The sequence below is a fragment of the Streptomyces sp. NBC_01283 genome (genome assembly GCF_041435335.1).
Taxonomy (GTDB): domain Bacteria; phylum Actinomycetota; class Actinomycetes; order Streptomycetales; family Streptomycetaceae; genus Streptomyces.
Genome location: NZ_CP108430.1, coordinates 3,729,645 through 3,745,843, shown reverse-complemented (window position 1 = coordinate 3,745,843; position 16,199 = coordinate 3,729,645). Strand labels below are relative to the sequence as shown.

The 16,199-nt window shown below is 70.1% G+C and carries 15 protein-coding genes; 9 read left to right on the top strand and 6 right to left on the bottom strand.

The window, feature by feature from the left end:
• Positions 1-238: 238 nt before the first annotated feature.
• Positions 239-1,777, top strand: coding sequence for a histidine ammonia-lyase (gene hutH, locus OG302_RS16900; RefSeq protein WP_371750141.1), 1,539 nt, complete (start codon positions 239-241; stop codon positions 1,775-1,777).
• A 69-nt stretch (positions 1,778-1,846) separates the two neighbouring features.
• On the opposite strand, the gene OG302_RS16895 is transcribed toward hutH, so the two are convergent.
• Both OG302_RS16895 and OG302_RS16890 read right to left on the bottom strand, forming a co-directional pair.
• Positions 1,847-2,653, bottom strand: coding sequence for a PepSY domain-containing protein (locus OG302_RS16895; RefSeq protein ID WP_371527562.1), 807 nt, complete (start codon positions 2,651-2,653; stop codon positions 1,847-1,849).
• Between the two features lie 94 nt (positions 2,654-2,747).
• The gene (locus tag OG302_RS16890; protein WP_371527561.1) at positions 2,748-3,092 is read right to left on the bottom strand and encodes a hypothetical protein; all 345 of its coding nucleotides are present in this window, start codon (positions 3,090-3,092) and stop codon (positions 2,748-2,750) included.
• 110 nt (positions 3,093-3,202) lie between these two features.
• Between OG302_RS16890 and OG302_RS16885 the strand changes: the two genes are divergently transcribed.
• The 4 genes from OG302_RS16885 to OG302_RS16870 all read left to right on the top strand — a co-directional run bounded on the left by OG302_RS16885 (position 3,203) and on the right by OG302_RS16870 (position 9,666).
• Positions 3,203-3,580: a hypothetical protein gene (locus OG302_RS16885; protein WP_361832851.1), complete on the top strand. Its 378-nt coding sequence runs from the start codon at positions 3,203-3,205 to the stop codon at positions 3,578-3,580.
• Positions 3,581-3,831: 251 nt separating this feature from the next.
• Positions 3,832-5,094, top strand: coding sequence for an Ig-like domain-containing protein (locus OG302_RS16880; protein ID WP_371527560.1), 1,263 nt, complete (start codon positions 3,832-3,834; stop codon positions 5,092-5,094).
• 226 nt (positions 5,095-5,320) lie between these two features.
• Positions 5,321-8,665, top strand: coding sequence for a S8 family serine peptidase (locus tag OG302_RS16875; protein WP_371527559.1), 3,345 nt, complete (start codon positions 5,321-5,323; stop codon positions 8,663-8,665).
• A 230-nt stretch (positions 8,666-8,895) separates the two neighbouring features.
• Complete coding sequence (locus tag OG302_RS16870; protein ID WP_371527558.1) at positions 8,896-9,666, top strand: group II truncated hemoglobin; 771 nt, start codon at positions 8,896-8,898, stop codon at positions 9,664-9,666.
• A gap of 47 nt (positions 9,667-9,713) precedes the next feature.
• On the opposite strand, the gene OG302_RS16865 is transcribed toward OG302_RS16870, so the two are convergent.
• The gene (locus tag OG302_RS16865) at positions 9,714-10,622 is read right to left on the bottom strand and encodes a helix-turn-helix domain-containing protein (RefSeq protein ID WP_371527557.1); all 909 of its coding nucleotides are present in this window, start codon (positions 10,620-10,622) and stop codon (positions 9,714-9,716) included.
• A gap of 118 nt (positions 10,623-10,740) precedes the next feature.
• On the opposite strand from OG302_RS16865, the gene OG302_RS16860 reads away from it, so the two are divergent.
• Together OG302_RS16860 and OG302_RS16855 are read left to right on the top strand one after the other, a co-directional pair.
• Positions 10,741-11,799, top strand: a complete 1,059-nt coding sequence (locus OG302_RS16860) for an NAD(P)-dependent alcohol dehydrogenase (protein ID WP_371527556.1) — start codon at positions 10,741-10,743, stop codon at positions 11,797-11,799.
• A gap of 249 nt (positions 11,800-12,048) precedes the next feature.
• Positions 12,049-12,435 (top strand): VOC family protein, encoded by a 387-nt coding sequence (locus OG302_RS16855; RefSeq protein ID WP_371527555.1) that lies wholly within the window; start codon positions 12,049-12,051, stop codon positions 12,433-12,435.
• On the opposite strand, the gene OG302_RS16850 is transcribed toward OG302_RS16855, so the two are convergent.
• Positions 12,432-13,250, bottom strand: a complete 819-nt coding sequence (locus OG302_RS16850; RefSeq protein WP_371527554.1) for an alpha/beta fold hydrolase — start codon at positions 13,248-13,250, stop codon at positions 12,432-12,434. The genes OG302_RS16855 and OG302_RS16850 overlap by 4 nt on opposite strands.
• 56 nt (positions 13,251-13,306) lie before the next feature.
• Here OG302_RS16850 and OG302_RS16845 point away from each other — a divergent pair, with 56 nt between their 5' ends.
• Both OG302_RS16845 and OG302_RS16840 read left to right on the top strand, forming a co-directional pair.
• Positions 13,307-14,257: an aminoglycoside phosphotransferase family protein gene (locus OG302_RS16845; RefSeq protein WP_371527553.1), complete on the top strand. Its 951-nt coding sequence runs from the start codon at positions 13,307-13,309 to the stop codon at positions 14,255-14,257.
• A gap of 220 nt (positions 14,258-14,477) precedes the next feature.
• Positions 14,478-14,816: a helix-turn-helix domain-containing protein gene (locus OG302_RS16840; protein WP_371750140.1), complete on the top strand. Its 339-nt coding sequence runs from the start codon at positions 14,478-14,480 to the stop codon at positions 14,814-14,816.
• A 16-nt stretch (positions 14,817-14,832) separates the two neighbouring features.
• Here the strand turns inward: OG302_RS16840 and OG302_RS16835 are convergent, their stop codons facing one another.
• Positions 14,833-15,438 carry an ATP-dependent Clp protease proteolytic subunit gene (locus OG302_RS16835; RefSeq protein ID WP_361832871.1) on the bottom strand — a complete coding sequence of 202 codons (606 nt, stop codon included), beginning with the start codon at positions 15,436-15,438 and terminating at the stop codon, positions 14,833-14,835.
• A gap of 5 nt (positions 15,439-15,443) precedes the next feature.
• Positions 15,444-16,085: an ATP-dependent Clp protease proteolytic subunit gene (locus OG302_RS16830; protein WP_371527552.1), complete on the bottom strand. Its 642-nt coding sequence runs from the start codon at positions 16,083-16,085 to the stop codon at positions 15,444-15,446.
• Positions 16,086-16,199 lie beyond the last annotated feature (114 nt).

Sequence of the window (16,199 nt, the reverse complement as noted above, 5' to 3'; positions counted from 1 at the left end):
TCGCCTTGCGCAGTTCCCCGCGCCCCTTACGGGGCGGAGATCCCCCCGCCCGCTCGCCTTGCGTAACTCCCCGCGCCCTCTACGGGGCGTACTTCCCCGTGCCCCCTCGCCTCGCGCAGCTCCCCGCACCCCCCTTAAGCGGCGCACTCCCGCGCCCCTCCCTGAGCCCGGTAAGAGGCTAAGGCCGTATCCGCCCGTGACACCTGGCGATTCAATCCGTACTCTGCTGAATATGGATATGCACACCGTGGTCCTGGGGACGTCCGGGACAACCGCGGCGGACGTCATCGCCGTCGCACGCGGCAACGCCCGCATCGAGCTGTCGGCCGAAGCCGTGGCCGCCCTCGCCGCCGCCCGCGAGATCGTCGACGCCCTCGCGGCGAAGCCCGAGCCCGTCTACGGCGTCTCGACCGGCTTCGGCGCCCTCGCCACCCGGCACATCGGCCCGGACCTCCGCGCCCAGCTGCAGCGCAACATCGTCCGCTCGCACGCGGCCGGAATGGGCCCGCGCGTGGAGCGCGAGGTCGTGCGTGCGCTGATGTTCCTGCGGCTCAAAACGGTCTGTTCCGGTCGTACCGGCGTACGACCCGAGGTCGCGCAGACCATGGCCGACGTACTCAACGCGGGCATCACCCCCGTCGTCCACGAGTACGGCTCACTCGGCTGCTCCGGCGACCTCGCGCCGCTCAGCCACTGCGCGCTCACGCTCATGGGCGAGGGCGACGCGGAGGGCCCCGACGGTGAGCTGAAGCCGGCGGGCGAGCTGCTCGCCGCGCACGGCATCACCCCGGTCGAGCTGCGCGAGAAGGAGGGCCTCGCCCTCCTGAACGGCACCGACGGCATGCTCGGCATGCTGGTGATGGCCCTCGCCGACCTCGACGACCTCTACAAGTCCGCCGACATCACCGCGGCCCTCACCCTGGAGGCGCTCCTCGGCACCGCCAAGGTCCTCGCCCCCGAGCTGCACGCCATCCGCCCGCACCCGGGCCAGGGCGCGTCCGCCGCCAACATGGCCGCGGTGCTCGCCGGTTCGGGCCTGACCGGCCACCACCAGGACGACGCGCCGCGCGTGCAGGACGCGTACTCGGTGCGGTGCGCGCCGCAGGTCGCGGGCGCGGGCCGGGACACCATCGCCCACGCCCGTACGGTCGCCGAGCGCGAGCTCGCCGCCGCCGTCGACAACCCCGTGGTCCTGCCCGACGGCCGCGTCGAGTCGAACGGCAACTTCCACGGCGCCCCGGTCGCGTACGTCCTGGACTTCCTCGCGATCGCCGCGGCCGACCTCGGCTCGATCGCCGAGCGCCGCACGGACCGGCTGCTCGACAAGAACCGTTCGCACGGTCTGCCGCCGTTCCTCGCGGACGACGCGGGCGTGGACTCGGGCCTGATGATCGCCCAGTACACGCAGGCGGCGCTCGTGAGTGAGATGAAGCGGCTCGCGGTCCCGTCGTCGGCCGACTCGATCCCGTCCTCCGCGATGCAGGAGGACCACGTCTCGATGGGCTGGTCCGCGGCCCGCAAGCTGCGCACCGCGGTCGACAACCTGACCCGCATCGTCGCGATCGAGCTGTACGCGGCGACGCGCGCCGTCGAACTCCGCGAGGGCCTCACGCCGGCCCCCGCCACGCAGGCGGTCATCGAGGCGGTCCGCAAGGCGGGCGTCCAGGGCCCGGGTCCCGACCGCTTCCTCGCGCCGGACCTGGCGGCGGCGGACGAGTTCGTGCGCTCGGGCGCGCTGCTCGCCGCGGTCGAGCCGGTGACGGGCCCGCTGGCCTAGCCACCGCACACCTACGCGAAGGGGGCGCCGTCACCTGGTGACGGCGCCCCCTTGCGTGGTTCCGGCGCGTCAGTCGCGGTCGGTCTCCTGGTGGGTGATCGTGCCCTTGACCGCGTCGACCTCGAAGTCGGTCTTGTTCCAGTCGTCGGTGACGACGTCGACGGACCAGACGAGGGCGCCGCCGTCCTTGTCGTCCAGGCCGACGGAGGTGACCGTGCCCTTCTTCTTGCCGGTGGCGGTCTTGGCCGCCTGCTCGGGCGACTGCTTGACGCGGGAGAGCCAGTCGGCCGTCTCCTTCTTGTCGTCGGCGTCCTGGTCGCTCTCGGGGGCCGAGCTGATCACCTTGCCGGAGACGGCGTCGATGCGGACGTCGTGCACGGTGCCGTCCTTCTCGGCGACCTCGGCGACCCACTGCGGGCCGGCCGCGCCGCCGCTCGGGCTGGCACTGGCCCTGGCACTGGCACTGGCACTGGCACTGGGACTCGGACTTGCGCTCGCGTCGTCGTCATCGTCGCTGTCGTCCTTGACGTCGGCCGCGTCCTTCAGGTCGAGGTCGGTCAGCTTGCCGCCCGGGACCTTGTCCACCGCCGTGGCGGCGGCCTTGTCGTAGGTGACCTTGGTGGCGCCGAGCAGATCCTTGCGCTCCTGCTGGTCCCGGGTACGGGACGCGCTGCCCGTGGGGCTCTCCGACGGCGCTTCCTTCGGAATGGTCTTCGCCGCTTCCGAGGTCGCCTCGGCGGACGACGCCTTGTCGCTGTCCGACCCGCAGCCGGTGACCAGGGCCGCCGATGCCGCGACGGCGCACAGGGCGCCGACGAGACGGAGGCGGCGGGCGCGGAGTGTTCCGGTCTTCTTGTTCCGGGGCTCGAATCTCATACCCGCATGCCTAGCCCTCGCCCCGTATCCGGCCGTGTCGGCGCGCGGTCAGGGTCACCCGAGTGCCCGGCGTGCGAGTCCCCTCACCGAGACCTCAGTAAGCCCCTCGGTACGCCGGGCCCTGGCGTTCCCTGCGTACCGAGTACGCCACGAAGCCCGCTCCGAGGCCCAGGAACGCCGTTCCGCCGATCAGATACGGGGTCGTGTCGACGCCGGCGCCGGTGTCGGCGAGGCGGTCCTCCGCGGTGGCGGCGGTGGTGGTGGCGGTGTGCTCCGAGCTCAGCGTCGCGCGGCGCTGTTCGGTGTGGACCACCCGGGGGGCGTCAGGGGCCTCCGGGGTTCTGAACGTCGCCGACGCATTCGCGGAGGGAACGAACCACAGGGCGCCGAGGAGGGCACCTGCGGCAGTGGCGGTGAGCAACGATCGACGTGCGGACACGGAATCGGATCCCCCTTGTGGCGCTGGCGAATTGGCCGTGTGGGGCGATGGTAGTGAAAGGCGCGGGTCGCGGGAAAGTCGCGGGGGCCGTGGGTCGTACGCTCCGACTCATGAGCACACCTGAGACATCACGTTTTGTACGGCTCCGCGTCGAATTGGTGGTCGAGGTCGACGACTCCGGCGAGCTGTCGGCCTCCGCCCTGCGCCGCATCGCGGAGGACGAGCACATGCCCGCCGAGGAGCGGCTGCACGCCGAGACGGCCGTCAAGGAGGACGACGCGGAGGCGCTCGCCTATCTGGTGGATCCCTTCGACCTGGTCAGCCAGCTGCCGGGAGTGGAGCTCTCGCAGGCCTCCTGGAGCAGCGAGCAGATCGACTACGACCCCGATTCGCCGGATTGGGACCCCGACGAGGATGATGACGACGACGAGGATGGTGCGGCCGATGAGGCTGTGGCCGGGGGCGGCGCCGGTGGCCGGGGGTTGTAGGCGGTAGACGGAAAGTAGTACGTCTACCGGACGGAAAAAACGGAACCCGTAGCCCCGGACGGCAACCGCCGCTCGGGGTTCCGTCGTCTCAGGGGTGCACGGCTTTCACCGGCGCACCGCGGGACGTGGTGTTCCCCACATCTTCCGCAGAAGTGGAACGGGACGAACCGGGCAGGACGTTATGCGGGATTACGGGGAGTCTCGACGTTCATGGCGTGTTGGGGATTTCGGCAACGATGGAGAAGCGTGTGATGACGGACAGTAGGCGACAGGGCGGACGGCGCAAGGGTCTTGCGGCCGTATCCGCTCTGGTCGGCGGCGTCCTGGTGCTCTCGGCCTGCAGCAGCGACGACGGCGACAAGAACAGTGCCGGCGCGGGCAAGGAGTCGCAGAACCAGGTCGACGAAGCAGCCGCCAAGAAGACGTCCGACGCCGATATCAAGATCGCGCCGAAGGACGGCTCCGACAACGCGAGCATCAACAGCGCCGCCGCGGTCAAGGTGAGCAAGGGTTCGCTGACGGACGTCACGATGACGACCGAGAAGGGGACCGCGGTCGAGGGGCAGATAGCTGCCGACAAGAAGAGCTGGAAGCCCAGCGGCCAGCTGGAGCGGGCGACCACTTACAAGATCTCCGCCACCGCCACGGACTCCGAGGGCCGCAAGGCGCACGAGAACTCGAAGTTCACGACGGTCTCGCCGGCCAACAGCTTCATCGGGAACTTCACGCCCGAGGACGGGTCCACGGTCGGCGTGGGCATGCCGGTGTCGATCAACTTCGACAAGGCGATCACGAACAAGAAGGACGTCCAGTCCCACATCAAGGTGTCGTCCAGCAGCGGCCAGGAAGTCGTCGGCCACTGGTTCGGCAACAACCGCATCGACTTCCGCCCCGAGAAGTACTGGCAGGGCAACTCCACGGTCACCTTGAAGCTGGCCCTGGACGGCGTCGAGGGCGCGGACGGCGTCACCGGCGTCCAGCAGAAGACGGTCCAGTTCAAGATCGGCCGTAACCAGGTCTCCGTCGTCGACGCCAAGACGAAGACGATGAAGGTCATGCGGGACGGCAAGGTCATCAAGACCATCCCGATCTCCGCGGGCTCCCCGGAGAACAAGACGTACCAGGGCCAGATGGTGATCTCCGAGAAGTTCAAGGAGACCCGGATGGACGGCGCGACCGTCGGCTTCAAGGACGGCGACGGCAAGGGCGAGTACGACATCAAGGACGTGCCGCACGCCATGCGCCTCTCCCAGTCGGGCACGTTCATCCACGGCAACTACTGGGGCGCGAAGTCCATCTTCGGCGGCGCCAACACCAGCCACGGCTGTGTCGGCCTCCAGGACGCCAAGGGCGCGGGCGACAAGAGCACCCCGGGCGCCTGGTTCTACGACAACTCGATGGTCGGTGACGTCGTGGACGTCCGGAACACCGGCGACAAGACGGTCCAGCCCGACAACGGCTTCAACGGCTGGGTCATGGACTGGGCGCAGTGGAAGGCCGGTTCCGCGGTCTGAGACCCGGGTAACCCCCTTCACCTTTACGGCAGCGGCCCGCACCCCTCAACGGGGGTGCGGGCCGCTGCCGTTCGGATCAGGGTCACGGAGCGGACCGCCACTCAGTGACCACATGCCCAACTCGCCACTTCTGACGCACTATTGAGCAGATGTTCGACCCTGGGTAATACTTCCTGGCTCAGGGGCGAGAGCCTCTTGACCTCCAGGGGGAGACTTGCGCAGAAAAGTGAAGAGAGCCTACGGGGCCACGATCGCCACAGCGGCGGCCGTGGCCCTCGCCGCGGGCATGACCAGCCCGGCGTCGGCGGCGAAGCAGTCGCCGGACGCACAGGCGGCAGCCGCGCAGTCGGCGGGCCTCAAGAGCGCCGGACAGACCACGCACCACATCACGCTCATCACCGGCGACCGCGTCACCGCCGACTCCAAGGGCCGCGTCACCGGATTCGAGCGGGCCAAGGGGCGCGAGCGGATACCCGTGCTGACGAAACGCGTCGGCGGTCACCAGCTCGCGATACCGGCCGACGCACAGCGCCTGATAGCCACCGGCAAGCTCGACCAGCGGCTGTTCGACATCACCGAACTGAGCAAGAAGGACAACCGCAGGGCCCAGAAGAAGGGCCTCAAGCTGATCGTCGGCTACAAGGGAGCGGCTGCCTCGGCCAGGTCCGACGTGCGCGCCGCGGGTGACACCACGGTCCGCAGGACCCTGAAGTCCCTCAACGCCGACGCCATCACGACCCCGAAGCAGGACGCCACCGACCTGTGGTCCGCGCTGACCGCGGACAAGGGCGGTTCCACGGCGTCCGGCGTCAGCCGCGTATGGCTGGACGGAGTCCGCAAGGCGCGCCTCGACAAGAGCGTGCCGCAGATCGGCGCCCCGAAGGCGTGGGCGGCCGGGTTCGACGGCAAGGGCGTCAAGGTCGCCGTCCTGGACACCGGCGTCGACGCCACGCACGTCGATCTGAAGGACCAGGTCGTCGGGGAGAAGAACTTCACGCCCGCGGAGGATGCCAAGGACCACTACGGCCACGGCACGCACGTCGCCTCCATCGCGGCGGGCACCGGCGCGATGTCGGGCGGCAAGCTCAAGGGCGTGGCGCCCGGCGCCAAGCTCCTGAACGGCAAGGTCCTGGACGACGGCGGCTCCGGCGAGGACTCCGGGATCATCGCGGGCATGGAGTGGGCGGCCGAACAGGGCGCCGACATCGTGAACCTCAGCCTCGGCGGCGGTGACACCCCCGGTGTCGACCCGCTCGAAGCCGAGGTCGACAAGCTCTCCGCGGACAAGGGCATCCTCTTCGCGATCGCGGCGGGCAACGACGGGGAGCCCGGCTCCGTGGGCTCCCCGGGCAGCGCGGACGCGGCCCTCACCGTCGGAGCGGTCGACGGCGACGACAAGCTCGCCGACTTCTCCAGCCAGGGCCCGCGCGTCGGCGACGGCGCCATCAAGCCCGACGTCACCGCCCCCGGCGTGGACATCACGGCCGCGGCCGCTCCCGGCAGCGTCATCGACAAGGAGGTCGGCCAGGAGCCCGACGGCTATCTGACGATCTCCGGTACGTCGATGGCCACCCCGCACGTGGCGGGCGCCGCCGCGCTGCTCAAGCAGCAGCATCCGGACTGGAAGTACGCCGAGCTCAAGGGCGCGCTGACCGCGTCCACGAAGGGCGGCAAGTACACGCCGTTCGAGCAGGGTTCGGGACGCATCGCCGTCGACAAGGCCATCAAGCAGACGGTGATCGCCGAGCCGGTGTCGCTCTCCTTCGCCATGCAGCAGTGGCCGCACACCGACGACAAGCCGGTCACCGAGAAGGTGACCTACAAGAACCTCGGCAAGGACGACGTCACCCTCGACCTCGCGGTCGCGGGCACGAACCCCAAGGGCGCCCCGGCTCCCGCGGGCTTCTTCAAGCTCGGCGCGAAGACGGTGAAGGTCCCCGCGGGCGGCACCGCGTCGGTCGACCTGACCACCGACACCAAGCTCGGCGGCACGGTCGACGGCGCCTACACCGCGTACGTCGTGGCGACCGGCGGCGGGCAGTCCGTGCGCACGGCCGCCTCCGTCGAGCGCGAGGTCGAGTCGTACGAGCTGACGCTCAAGCACATCGGGCGCGACGGTCAGGCCCCGAAGTACTACGACACGGACCTGGAGGGCATCTCGGGGCTCGCCACCGAGAAGTCCTACGACCCGTTCGACGCCTCCGGCACGGTCAAGCTCCGGGTTCCCAAGGGTGGTTACCTGCTGAACAGCAGCATGTACGCCGACCCGAGGGACTTCACCAAGGGTGCTGACTGGATCGCCCAGCCGAAGCTGAGCATCACCAAGGACACCACGGTGACGCTGGACGCCCGCACCACGAAACCGGTGGACATCACCGTGCCGTCGGCGGACGCCAAGCCGTACTTCGGGTCCCCGGACTACACGGTCGACACGCCCGGCACCACCTACTCCTTCGGCTGGTGGCTCGACGCCGGATACGTCAACTTCCGGAGCGCGCACCTGGGCCCGCAGGTCACCGACGGCTCGCTGCACCAGCAGTGGGACGGCCACTGGATCAAGGGTGACGACGCCGAGTACGACACCGTGGCCGGCGGCAAGGTCAAACAGGTCGCGACCGGCTACACCAAGCACTACAAGGCGTCCGAACTCGCCACGGTGAAGGTGAACCTGGGCGCGGCGGCCAAGGACAAGAAGGGCACGATCGGCGCCCTCGGCTACCTCCCCGGCAGTTCGGGCGGCTCCTCGATCAACATCCCGCAGAAGCTGCCCGGCACCCGGACGCTGTACCTGTCCACGGCCGACGCCGTGAAGTGGGGCATGGAGTTCGAGCAGCAGGGCGGGGTCGAACCGGACGGCTGGCCGATCGTCGACGCGGCCTACTCGCTGGGCGCGGCGCAGACGTTCGCGGCGGGCAAGAGCTACGAGAAGACGTTCAACACGGCCGTCTTCGGGCCGCGCATCGGCGGCGAGTACGGCGTCCGGCGTCAGGACAACGAGATCAGCGGCTATCTGCCGCTGTTCGCCGACGGCAAGACGCACTCGGGCTCCTCGCGCTACTCGTCGGTGAAGACGACCCTCTACAAGGGCTCCACCAAGATCGGCGAGAACGAGGACCCGCTGGCCGGCGGTGTCCCGTTCAAGGTCCCCGCGGCCGACGCCGAGTACAAGCTGTCGACGTCCGTGAAGCGCAGCGTCACGGTGGCTGCCGCCTCCACGCGCATCGACGCGAGCTGGACGTTCCGCTCCAAGAAGGCCGACAACGCGAAGCTGCCGGTCTCCACGGCGCGGTTCGCCGCGGCGGTCGACCTGAGCAGCAAGGCCAAGGCCGGCGAGACCCAGTCCGTGCCGGTGACGGTGCAGGGCGCGGCGGCGGGCGCGAACCTCAAGTCCCTTGCCGCGTACGTCTCGTACGACTACGGCCAGACCTGGAAGAAGGTCACCGTCTCCGGCGGCAAGATCAAGGTCAAGAACCCGGCCGCGGGCAAGGGCATCTCCTTCCACGCCAAGATCACGGACAAGAAGGGGAACAAGTCGACGCTGTCGATCTACAACGCGTACTACGGCAAGTAGGCAGGCGGATGAGTTAGCCGCCGAGTAAGCCGTTGCCGCCGGGCGCGGCGCCGAAAGGGCTGGGGATCACGTATCGCCGGTGTCTGTCGGAGCCGCGCCTCGCCACATCCGTGGCCCGATGCCTACGCGCACAGCGAACTGGCCTCCACGCTCCGCCAGTTGTCGGACAAGGTGCTCACAGAGCGGCTGGTTCTCCCGGCAGCACCCACCGCAGAGGAAGCCGACGTCACATGACCGCGCACACCGTCGAGTACATCCGCTACCGCATCCCCTCCGAACGCTCCGCGGAGTTCCTCTCCGCGTACACCCGCGCCGCCGTCCCGCTGGCGGCCGCCCCGCAGTGCGTCGACTACGAACTCACCCGCTGCGAGGAGGACTTCGAGCACTTCGTCCTCCGCATCACCTGGACGTCGACCAAGGACCACCTGGAGGGCTTCCGCGGCTCGGGGCTCTTCCGTGAGTTCTTCGCGGAGATCCGTCCGTACGTCGAGAACATCGAGGAGATGCGCCACTACACACCCACCGCCGTACGCGGCACGGGCGCGTCTACGCCGACCCTGTACACCTGGGCGGGCGGCGAGGAGAGCTTCGATCGCCTGACGGAGATCTTCTACGAGAAGGTCCTCAAGGACGACCTCCTCGCCCCGCTCTTCGAGGGCCTGCCCGCCGAGCACGCCCTGCACGTCGCCCAGTGGCTCGGCGAGGTCTTCGGCGGCCCGGCCACCTACTCCCAGGAGCACGGCGGGCACACCGCGATGGTCGGCAAGCACCTCGGCAAGGGCATCACCGAGCCGCAGCGCCGCCGCTGGGTCAACCTGATGCAGGACGCGGCGGACGACGCGGGGCTGCCGACGGACGCCGAGTTCCGCTCCGCCTTCCTCGCCTACGTGGAGTGGGGAACCCGCCTCGCGGTCTACTTCTCGGGCCCCGACGCGAGCCGCCCCACCGACCAGCCGGTCCCGCTGTGGAACTGGGGCGCCGCGCCCCCGTACCAGCCCTGAGGCCCTTAGGGTCTGAGGGGCTGAAGGTGTGGCGGGCGTCCGGGGGCCTACTGCGTCCCCGACCCCGCCGCACCGGTCCGTGTCGCGTCCGCTCCCCAGCTGGCCAGGAGCCGCAGTGCGTCGGCCGACGCCGAATCCGGCTCCGCGTGGTACGTCACCAGTGACTGGTCGTGATCGTCCGGCAGCCGGAGCGTCTCGAACGACAGGGTCAGATCGCCCACCAGGGAGTGGTGCAGGCGCTTGACGCCGTGCCCCTTCTCCCGCACGTCATGCGTGGCCCACAGGCTCCGGAACTCCTCGCTCTTCACGGAGAGCTCGCCGACCAGGGCCGAGAGCAGCGGGTCGTTGGGGAAGCAGCCCGCGTCCATCCGCAGGAAGCTCACGATGTCCGACGCCTTCTGCTCCCAGTCCCGGAACAGCACGCGTGAATCGGGCCGCAGGAAACAGATCCGCGCCCAGTTCCGCTCCTCCGGCGGCACCTCGCCCCAGTCACCGAAGAGCGCGGCGGCCATGCGGTTCCAGCCGAGGATGTCCGAGCGGCGGCCGACCACGTAGGCGGGCACGCCCTCCATCGCGTCCATGAGCTGGAGCAGCGCGGGCCGCACGCGCTGGGGGCGCGCCGGACGCTTCTTCTTGTGCTGCTTCGGCTTCGCCAGGTGCGTCAGGTGGGCGTGCTCGGCGTCCGTGAGGCGCAGGGCACGGGCGATCGCGTCAAGCACCTCGCCCGAGACGTTGCGGCCGTTGCCCTGCTCAAGACGGGTGTAGTACGCGACGGACACCCCGGCGAGCTGCGCCAGCTCCTCGCGGCGCAGCCCCGGCACCCGCCGGTGACGCCCGAAGTTCGGCAGCCCGACGTCCTCCGGCTGCAGCCGGGCCCTGCGGGTGCGCAGGAACTCACTGAGCTCGGCGCGGCCGTCGAGGGGCTCGGGGGCGGGGGTGGGGGTCGGCTGGTCCATGCTTTCCAGTATCCAGGCTCGTACGCGTACGAGCCTGTCCCCGCCAGTAGTAGGACCACTGGACGTAGGCAGAGCTGTGACCTGGGTAGATGTCCGCGTGGCTGGCACGGTTGATGGCATGACCGCACAGACCAGCATCACCACCGTTTCCGCTTACGCCGCCCCGTCCGCCAAGGCCCCCCTGGAGCGGACCACCATCCCGCGCCGCCCGGTGGGCGAGTCCGACGTACTGATCGACATCAAGTACGCGGGCATCTGTCACTCGGACATCCACCAGGCTCGCGACGGCTGGGGCGAGGGCATCTTCCCGATGGTCCCGGGCCATGAGATCGCCGGTGTCGTCACCGAGGTCGGCTCCGCCGTCACCAAGTTCGCGGTCGGCGACCGCGTCGGCGTCGGCTGCATGGTCGACTCCTGCCGCGAGTGCGAGAACTGCAAGGCAGGCCTCGAGCAGTACTGCGTCAAGGGCAACGTGCCGACGTACAACGGCCTCGGCAAGGACGGTGAGCCGACCTACGGCGGCTACTCCTCGCACGTCGTCGTGGACGAGGCGTTCACCGTCCGCATCCCCGACGGCCTCTCCCTGGACGTCGCCGCGCCGCTCCTGTGCGCGGGCATCACCACGTACTCCCCGCTCCACCGCTGGAACGCGGGCCCCGGCAAGAAGGTCGCCGTCGTGGGCCTGGGCGGTCTCGGCCACATGGGTGTCAAGATCGCGCACGCCATGGGCGCCGAGGTGACCGTCCTCTCGCAGTCGCTGCGCAAGAAGGACGACGGCCTGAAGATGGGCGCCGACCACTACTACGCGACCAGCGACGAGGCCACCTTCGAGCAGCTCGCCGGCTCCTTCGACGTGATCCTCTCCACGGTCTCCGCGCCGCTGCCGCTGGACAAGTACCTGGGTCTGCTGCGCTCCGAGGGTGCCTTCGTGAACGTCGGCGCCCCCGAGGAGCCGGTCTCGCTCAACCTGTTCTCCGTGATCGGCGGCGGCAAGACCCTCGCCGGCTCCATGATCGGCGGCATCCAGGAGACCCAGGAGATGCTCGACTTCTGCGCCGAGCACGGCCTGGGCTCGGAGATCGAGCTGATCGACGCCGACCAGATCAACGAGGCGTACGAGCGCGTCCTCGCCAGCGACGTGCGCTACCGCTTCGTGATCGACGCGGCCACCATCTGAGGCACTGATGCCAGAGGCGCCCCGCCTCTGACCCCTTGCCCCTCGATGACGCCCGAGGCCGGATGGCCTCGGGCGTCATCGCTGTCTCGGGCGTCATCGGCGTGTGGCCGGAACTCGTCTCGGACCGCCGCCCTAGGACGCATTGCGCACCAGGTGGGGGGCCGTGTGACCGATGCCCGGCGGGCGGGCCGTGCCTAGTGTGGTGGGCGTCTGCACGGGCACTTCAGACGCACAGGAAGAGGTCGCACGATGTCCATCGAGCTCAACCACACCATCGTCACCGCGCGGGACAAGAAGGCGTCCGCCCAGTTCCTCGCCGACGTCCTGGGCCTCAAGGTGAGCCCCCAGTACGGACCGTTCATCCCCGTCGAGATCCCCAACGGCGTCACGCTGGACTACTACGAGGGCGACGGCGGCCCGATCACCCCCCAGCACTACGCCTTCCTGGTCTCCGAGGACGAGTTCGACGCCATCTTCGGGCGCATCAAGGACGCGGGGCTCACCTACTGGGCCGACCCGCACCACACGGTCGTCGACGAGATCAACACCAACGACGGCGGCCGGGGCGTCTACTGGGACGACCCGAACGGTCACAGTCTGGAGATCCTCACCAGGCCGTACGGCAGCGGCAGTTAGGCACCTTCGACTGCCGGGACGCCCTCCGCCAGGAAGTCGAGCACGAGCGGCGTCGCCACGTCCGCGAACTCCTCGAAGTACGCGTGCCGCGCGCCCGGGATGAGCCGCATGCGCGCCCCGGAGATGCGTTCCGTGAGCAGGGGAGCGTTGGCGGCCGGGTTGAACACGTCATCGGTGCCGTGCACCACGAGTGTCGGTGCCGTGATCCGCACCAGCGCGTCCCAGGCGTCGTGCCGGGCGCTGGCCCGCAGGTGGCGCCGCCGCGCGTGCGGGGGCATGTCCGGATCGCCGAGGGTGTGGAACACGGGCTTCCTGGGGCCACGCTCCCGTTCGGCGATCCAGCCGGGGGTGTACATCAGCTCCCGCAGGGCGCGGTGCGCGGCCGCCGGGTCGCCCTGCGTGAGGGCGGCCCGCACCTCGGGCCCGCGCTCGATGCCGTGCGGCGCCCCCGGCGACGTACAGCCGAGGACGAGGCGGTCGACCCGCCCGGGGTGGTCGGCGGCGATCCACTGGGCGACCCGGCCGCCCATCGACGTGCCGTACACATGGGCGCGGCCGATGCCCGCGTGGTCGAGCACGGCGATGACGTCGCGGGCGAAGCCGGGCGTGCTGTAGCTGTCGGTGTCGGGGCGGCCGCTCTCGCCGGTGCCGCGCCAGTCGAGTACGACGGTCCGGTACGCGGCGGCGAAGTCGTCCCGCACCGGGTCCCACCAGCGGCGGCTGTTGGACTGCCCGCTGAGCAGGACCAGGGGGTGGCCGGAGCCGTGGACCTCGTAGTGCAGGGCGGTGCCGTCGGCGGCTTCAGCGAAGGGCATGGGTGAACGGTAACCATCCCGCGGTCCTCGACAGGCCCAGGCCCTAGGGTGCCGGGATGACCGGGACACCCATCGAGGTACCAGAGGGCTTCGCGCTCAGCACGGTCCAGCGGGAGGGCGAGCGGGGCCGGACCTGGCTCGCCACGCTGCCGGGGCTCGCCGACGAGCTGCTCCGGCGCTGGGACTGCGAGCCCTCGGAAGCCGTCACCCACGGGCAGGTCGGCATCGTCGTACCCGTGAGACGGCGGTACGACGGCACGCCCGCCGTCCTGAAGATCTCCTTCCCGCACCCCGGCAACGTCCACGAGCCGGACGCCTTCGCGGTGTGGGCGGGCCGGGGCGCGGTCCGCCTGTACGAGCGGGACGACGCGCGGTTCGCGATGCTCCTGGAGCGGGCGGGAGCACACTCGGAGCATCCAGAGCATCCAGAGCATCCAGAGCATTCCCTCGCGAGCATGGAGGACACCGACGAGGCGGTGGCCGTGGCCGGGCGCCTGGCGCGCCGCCTCGCCGTGCCCGCGCCCGCCGGGCTGCCCCGGATGAGCTCGCTGGTGGCCGAGTGGGAGTGCGAACTGCGGGACGAGGACCGGGAGTTGGGCTCACCGCTGCCCGCGCGCGTGGTGGCCGCGGCGATCGCCACCGTGCGCGAACTCGGCCGCGACCAGCCGGAGACCCTCGTCCACGGGGACCTGCACTTCACCAATGTACTGAGGTCGGAGCGCGAGCCCTGGCTCGCCATCGACCCCAAGGGATACGTCGGCGACCCGGCGTACGACTCGATCACGTTGCTCCGCACCCGCTTCGAGGCCCTGCTCACCGCACCCGACCCGCGGGCCGCCGCCCTGCGCCGCCTTGACGTCTTCGCCGACGCCGCCGAGGTCGACCGCGAACGGGCCCGGAGGTGGGCGCAGGCGAGGGCGGTGACGGCGGCGCACTGGGGGATGCGGCACGGGGACCCCGCGTGGCTGGTCAAGGCCACGGAGGCGCTGGCGGAGGCGCTGACGTGAGCTGGACGTCGGCTCTGGTGGAGGGATTTCGCCGGGGGCGGAACGCTGATCACTGCCCGGGCGGCCCGGCGGCTCCTACCCTGAGGGGGTGAGCAGCCAAGAGCGGTACCACGAGCCGGAGCAGGCGCAGCCCGCGGAGCGGGCCGGGACCCAGGAGTCGGCCCGCGTCATCCCGTTGCGCCCACGTGCCGCGCGGCAGGCGCCGACGCGCACCGCCCCCATGCGCACGACTCCCACGCGCACGACTCCCGTGCCAACTCCCGTGTCACCGGCGGCGAAAGAGCCCCTGTGGCGGGACGTGGTCGGTGACGTGCTGCGCCGCGAGCGCCTCGCCCAGGAACGTACGCTCAAGGAAGTCGCCGACGAGGCCCGCATCTCGATGCCGTATCTCTCCGAGGTGGAGCGCGGCCGCAAGGAGGCTTCGTCCGAAGTCCTCGCGGCCGGCGCCCGGGCGCTCGGGCTGAGCCTGGCGGACCTTCTCTCCCTGGCCCAGACCGAGTTGACCCGCCACGCGCAGTCCACGCGCCCACGCCAGGGAGACATCCGCCTGGCCGCGTAGACCGCACCAGGGCGTTCTACGCCGCGGCGAGCATCCGCCGACTCAGCACCTCATCAGCCAGCCCATACGCCACCGCGTCCTCGGCGGTGAACACCTTGTCGCGGTCCATGTCCGCGCGCAGTGTGGCGACATCGTGCCCCGAGTGCCGGGACAGCACGTCCTCCACCTGCGAGCGGATCCGCAGCATCTCCTTGGCCTGGAGGCTGAGGTCGGAGACCGTCCCCTGCTGCCCGCCGCTCGCGGGCTGCCCGAGCAGCACGCGCGAGTGTTCGAGGACGAAACGCCGTCCGGGGTTGCCGCCCGCGAGCAGCACGGCGGCGGTGGAGGCCGCCTGTCCGACGCAGAACGTCGAGATGGGGGCGCTGATGAAGCTCATGGTGTCGTAGATCGCCATGAGCGAAGTAAACGATCCACCAGGCGAGTTGATGTAGATGGCGACCTCACGCTCGGGGTTCGAGGACTCCAGGTGAAGCAGCTGCGCGATGACGACGTTGGCCACGCCGTCGTCGATCTCGGTCCCGAGGAAGATGATCCGCTCCGAGAGCAGCCTGCTGTAGATGTCGTAGGCGCGCTCGCCCTGCGGGGTGCGCTCGACGACGGTCGGAATCGTGTACTGGCTCATGTCGGTCAGACCCCCAGTCCCATACGCGGCTTGGAGGCCGCGGGCCGCACATCGGCGAGCGAGTCGAGCACCCGGTCGACCATCCCGTACTCCTTGGCCTGCTCGGCGGTGAACCACCGGTCGCGGTCGCCGTCACGCGAGATGACGTCCTCGCTCTGCCCGGTGTGCTCGGCGGTGATCCGCTCGACGGACCTCTTCGTGAACTCCAGGTTCTCGGCCTGGATCGCGATGTCGGCGGTGGTCCCGCCGATGCCGGCGGACGGCTGGTGCATCATGATCCGCGCGTTGGGCAGGGCGTACCGCTTGCCCGCGGTGCCGACGGTCAGCAGGAACTGCCCCATGCTGGCCGCGAATCCCATGGCGAGGGTCGACACGTCATTCGGGATGAGCCGCATGGTGTCGTAGATGGCGAGCCCGGCGGTGACGGAACCTCCGGGGCTGTTGATGTAGAGGCTGATGTCGGTCCGCGGGTCCTCGGCGGAGAGCAGCAGGAGCTGCGCGCAGACCCGGTTCGCGGAGACCTCGTCGACCTGGGTCCCGAGGAAGACGATCCGCTGGGTCAGCAACTGCGCGGCCAGATGGTCGTCGAACCGCGTCGAGGGCGTCTCGCCCTCGGAGGCTCGCGGGGCATTGACGATGGGTGGCATCGTTCGTCCTCCAGACGGTGGGAGCGGCACGCCTGCCGGCCGCTGTCCTGTCCCCCCACCTTCGAACGCCACCCCGAGCCACGTAAGGCTTCTCGGCCTGCGGCAGATTCGCTG

What these genes read in the sequence shown, in the direction of transcription:
- hutH (WP_371750141.1), top strand. Translation starts at nt 239, where the DNA reads ATGCACACCGTGGTCCTGGGGACGTCCGGGACAACCGCGGCGGACGTC.
- OG302_RS16895 (WP_371527562.1), bottom strand. Translation starts at nt 2,653, where the DNA reads ATGAGATTCGAGCCCCGGAACAAGAAGACCGGAACACTCCGCGCCCGC.
- OG302_RS16885 (WP_361832851.1), top strand. Translation starts at nt 3,203, where the DNA reads ATGAGCACACCTGAGACATCACGTTTTGTACGGCTCCGCGTCGAATTG.
- OG302_RS16880 (WP_371527560.1), top strand. Translation starts at nt 3,832, where the DNA reads ATGACGGACAGTAGGCGACAGGGCGGACGGCGCAAGGGTCTTGCGGCC.
- OG302_RS16870 (WP_371527558.1), top strand. Translation starts at nt 8,896, where the DNA reads ATGACCGCGCACACCGTCGAGTACATCCGCTACCGCATCCCCTCCGAA.
- OG302_RS16865 (WP_371527557.1), bottom strand. Translation starts at nt 10,622, where the DNA reads ATGGACCAGCCGACCCCCACCCCCGCCCCCGAGCCCCTCGACGGCCGC.
- OG302_RS16860 (WP_371527556.1), top strand. Translation starts at nt 10,741, where the DNA reads ATGACCGCACAGACCAGCATCACCACCGTTTCCGCTTACGCCGCCCCG.
- OG302_RS16855 (WP_371527555.1), top strand. Translation starts at nt 12,049, where the DNA reads ATGTCCATCGAGCTCAACCACACCATCGTCACCGCGCGGGACAAGAAG.
- OG302_RS16850 (WP_371527554.1), bottom strand. Translation starts at nt 13,250, where the DNA reads ATGCCCTTCGCTGAAGCCGCCGACGGCACCGCCCTGCACTACGAGGTC.
- OG302_RS16845 (WP_371527553.1), top strand. Translation starts at nt 13,307, where the DNA reads ATGACCGGGACACCCATCGAGGTACCAGAGGGCTTCGCGCTCAGCACG.
- OG302_RS16840 (WP_371750140.1), top strand. Translation starts at nt 14,478, where the DNA reads ATGCGCACGACTCCCACGCGCACGACTCCCGTGCCAACTCCCGTGTCA.
- OG302_RS16835 (WP_361832871.1), bottom strand. Translation starts at nt 15,438, where the DNA reads ATGAGCCAGTACACGATTCCGACCGTCGTCGAGCGCACCCCGCAGGGC.
- OG302_RS16830 (WP_371527552.1), bottom strand. Translation starts at nt 16,085, where the DNA reads ATGCCACCCATCGTCAATGCCCCGCGAGCCTCCGAGGGCGAGACGCCC.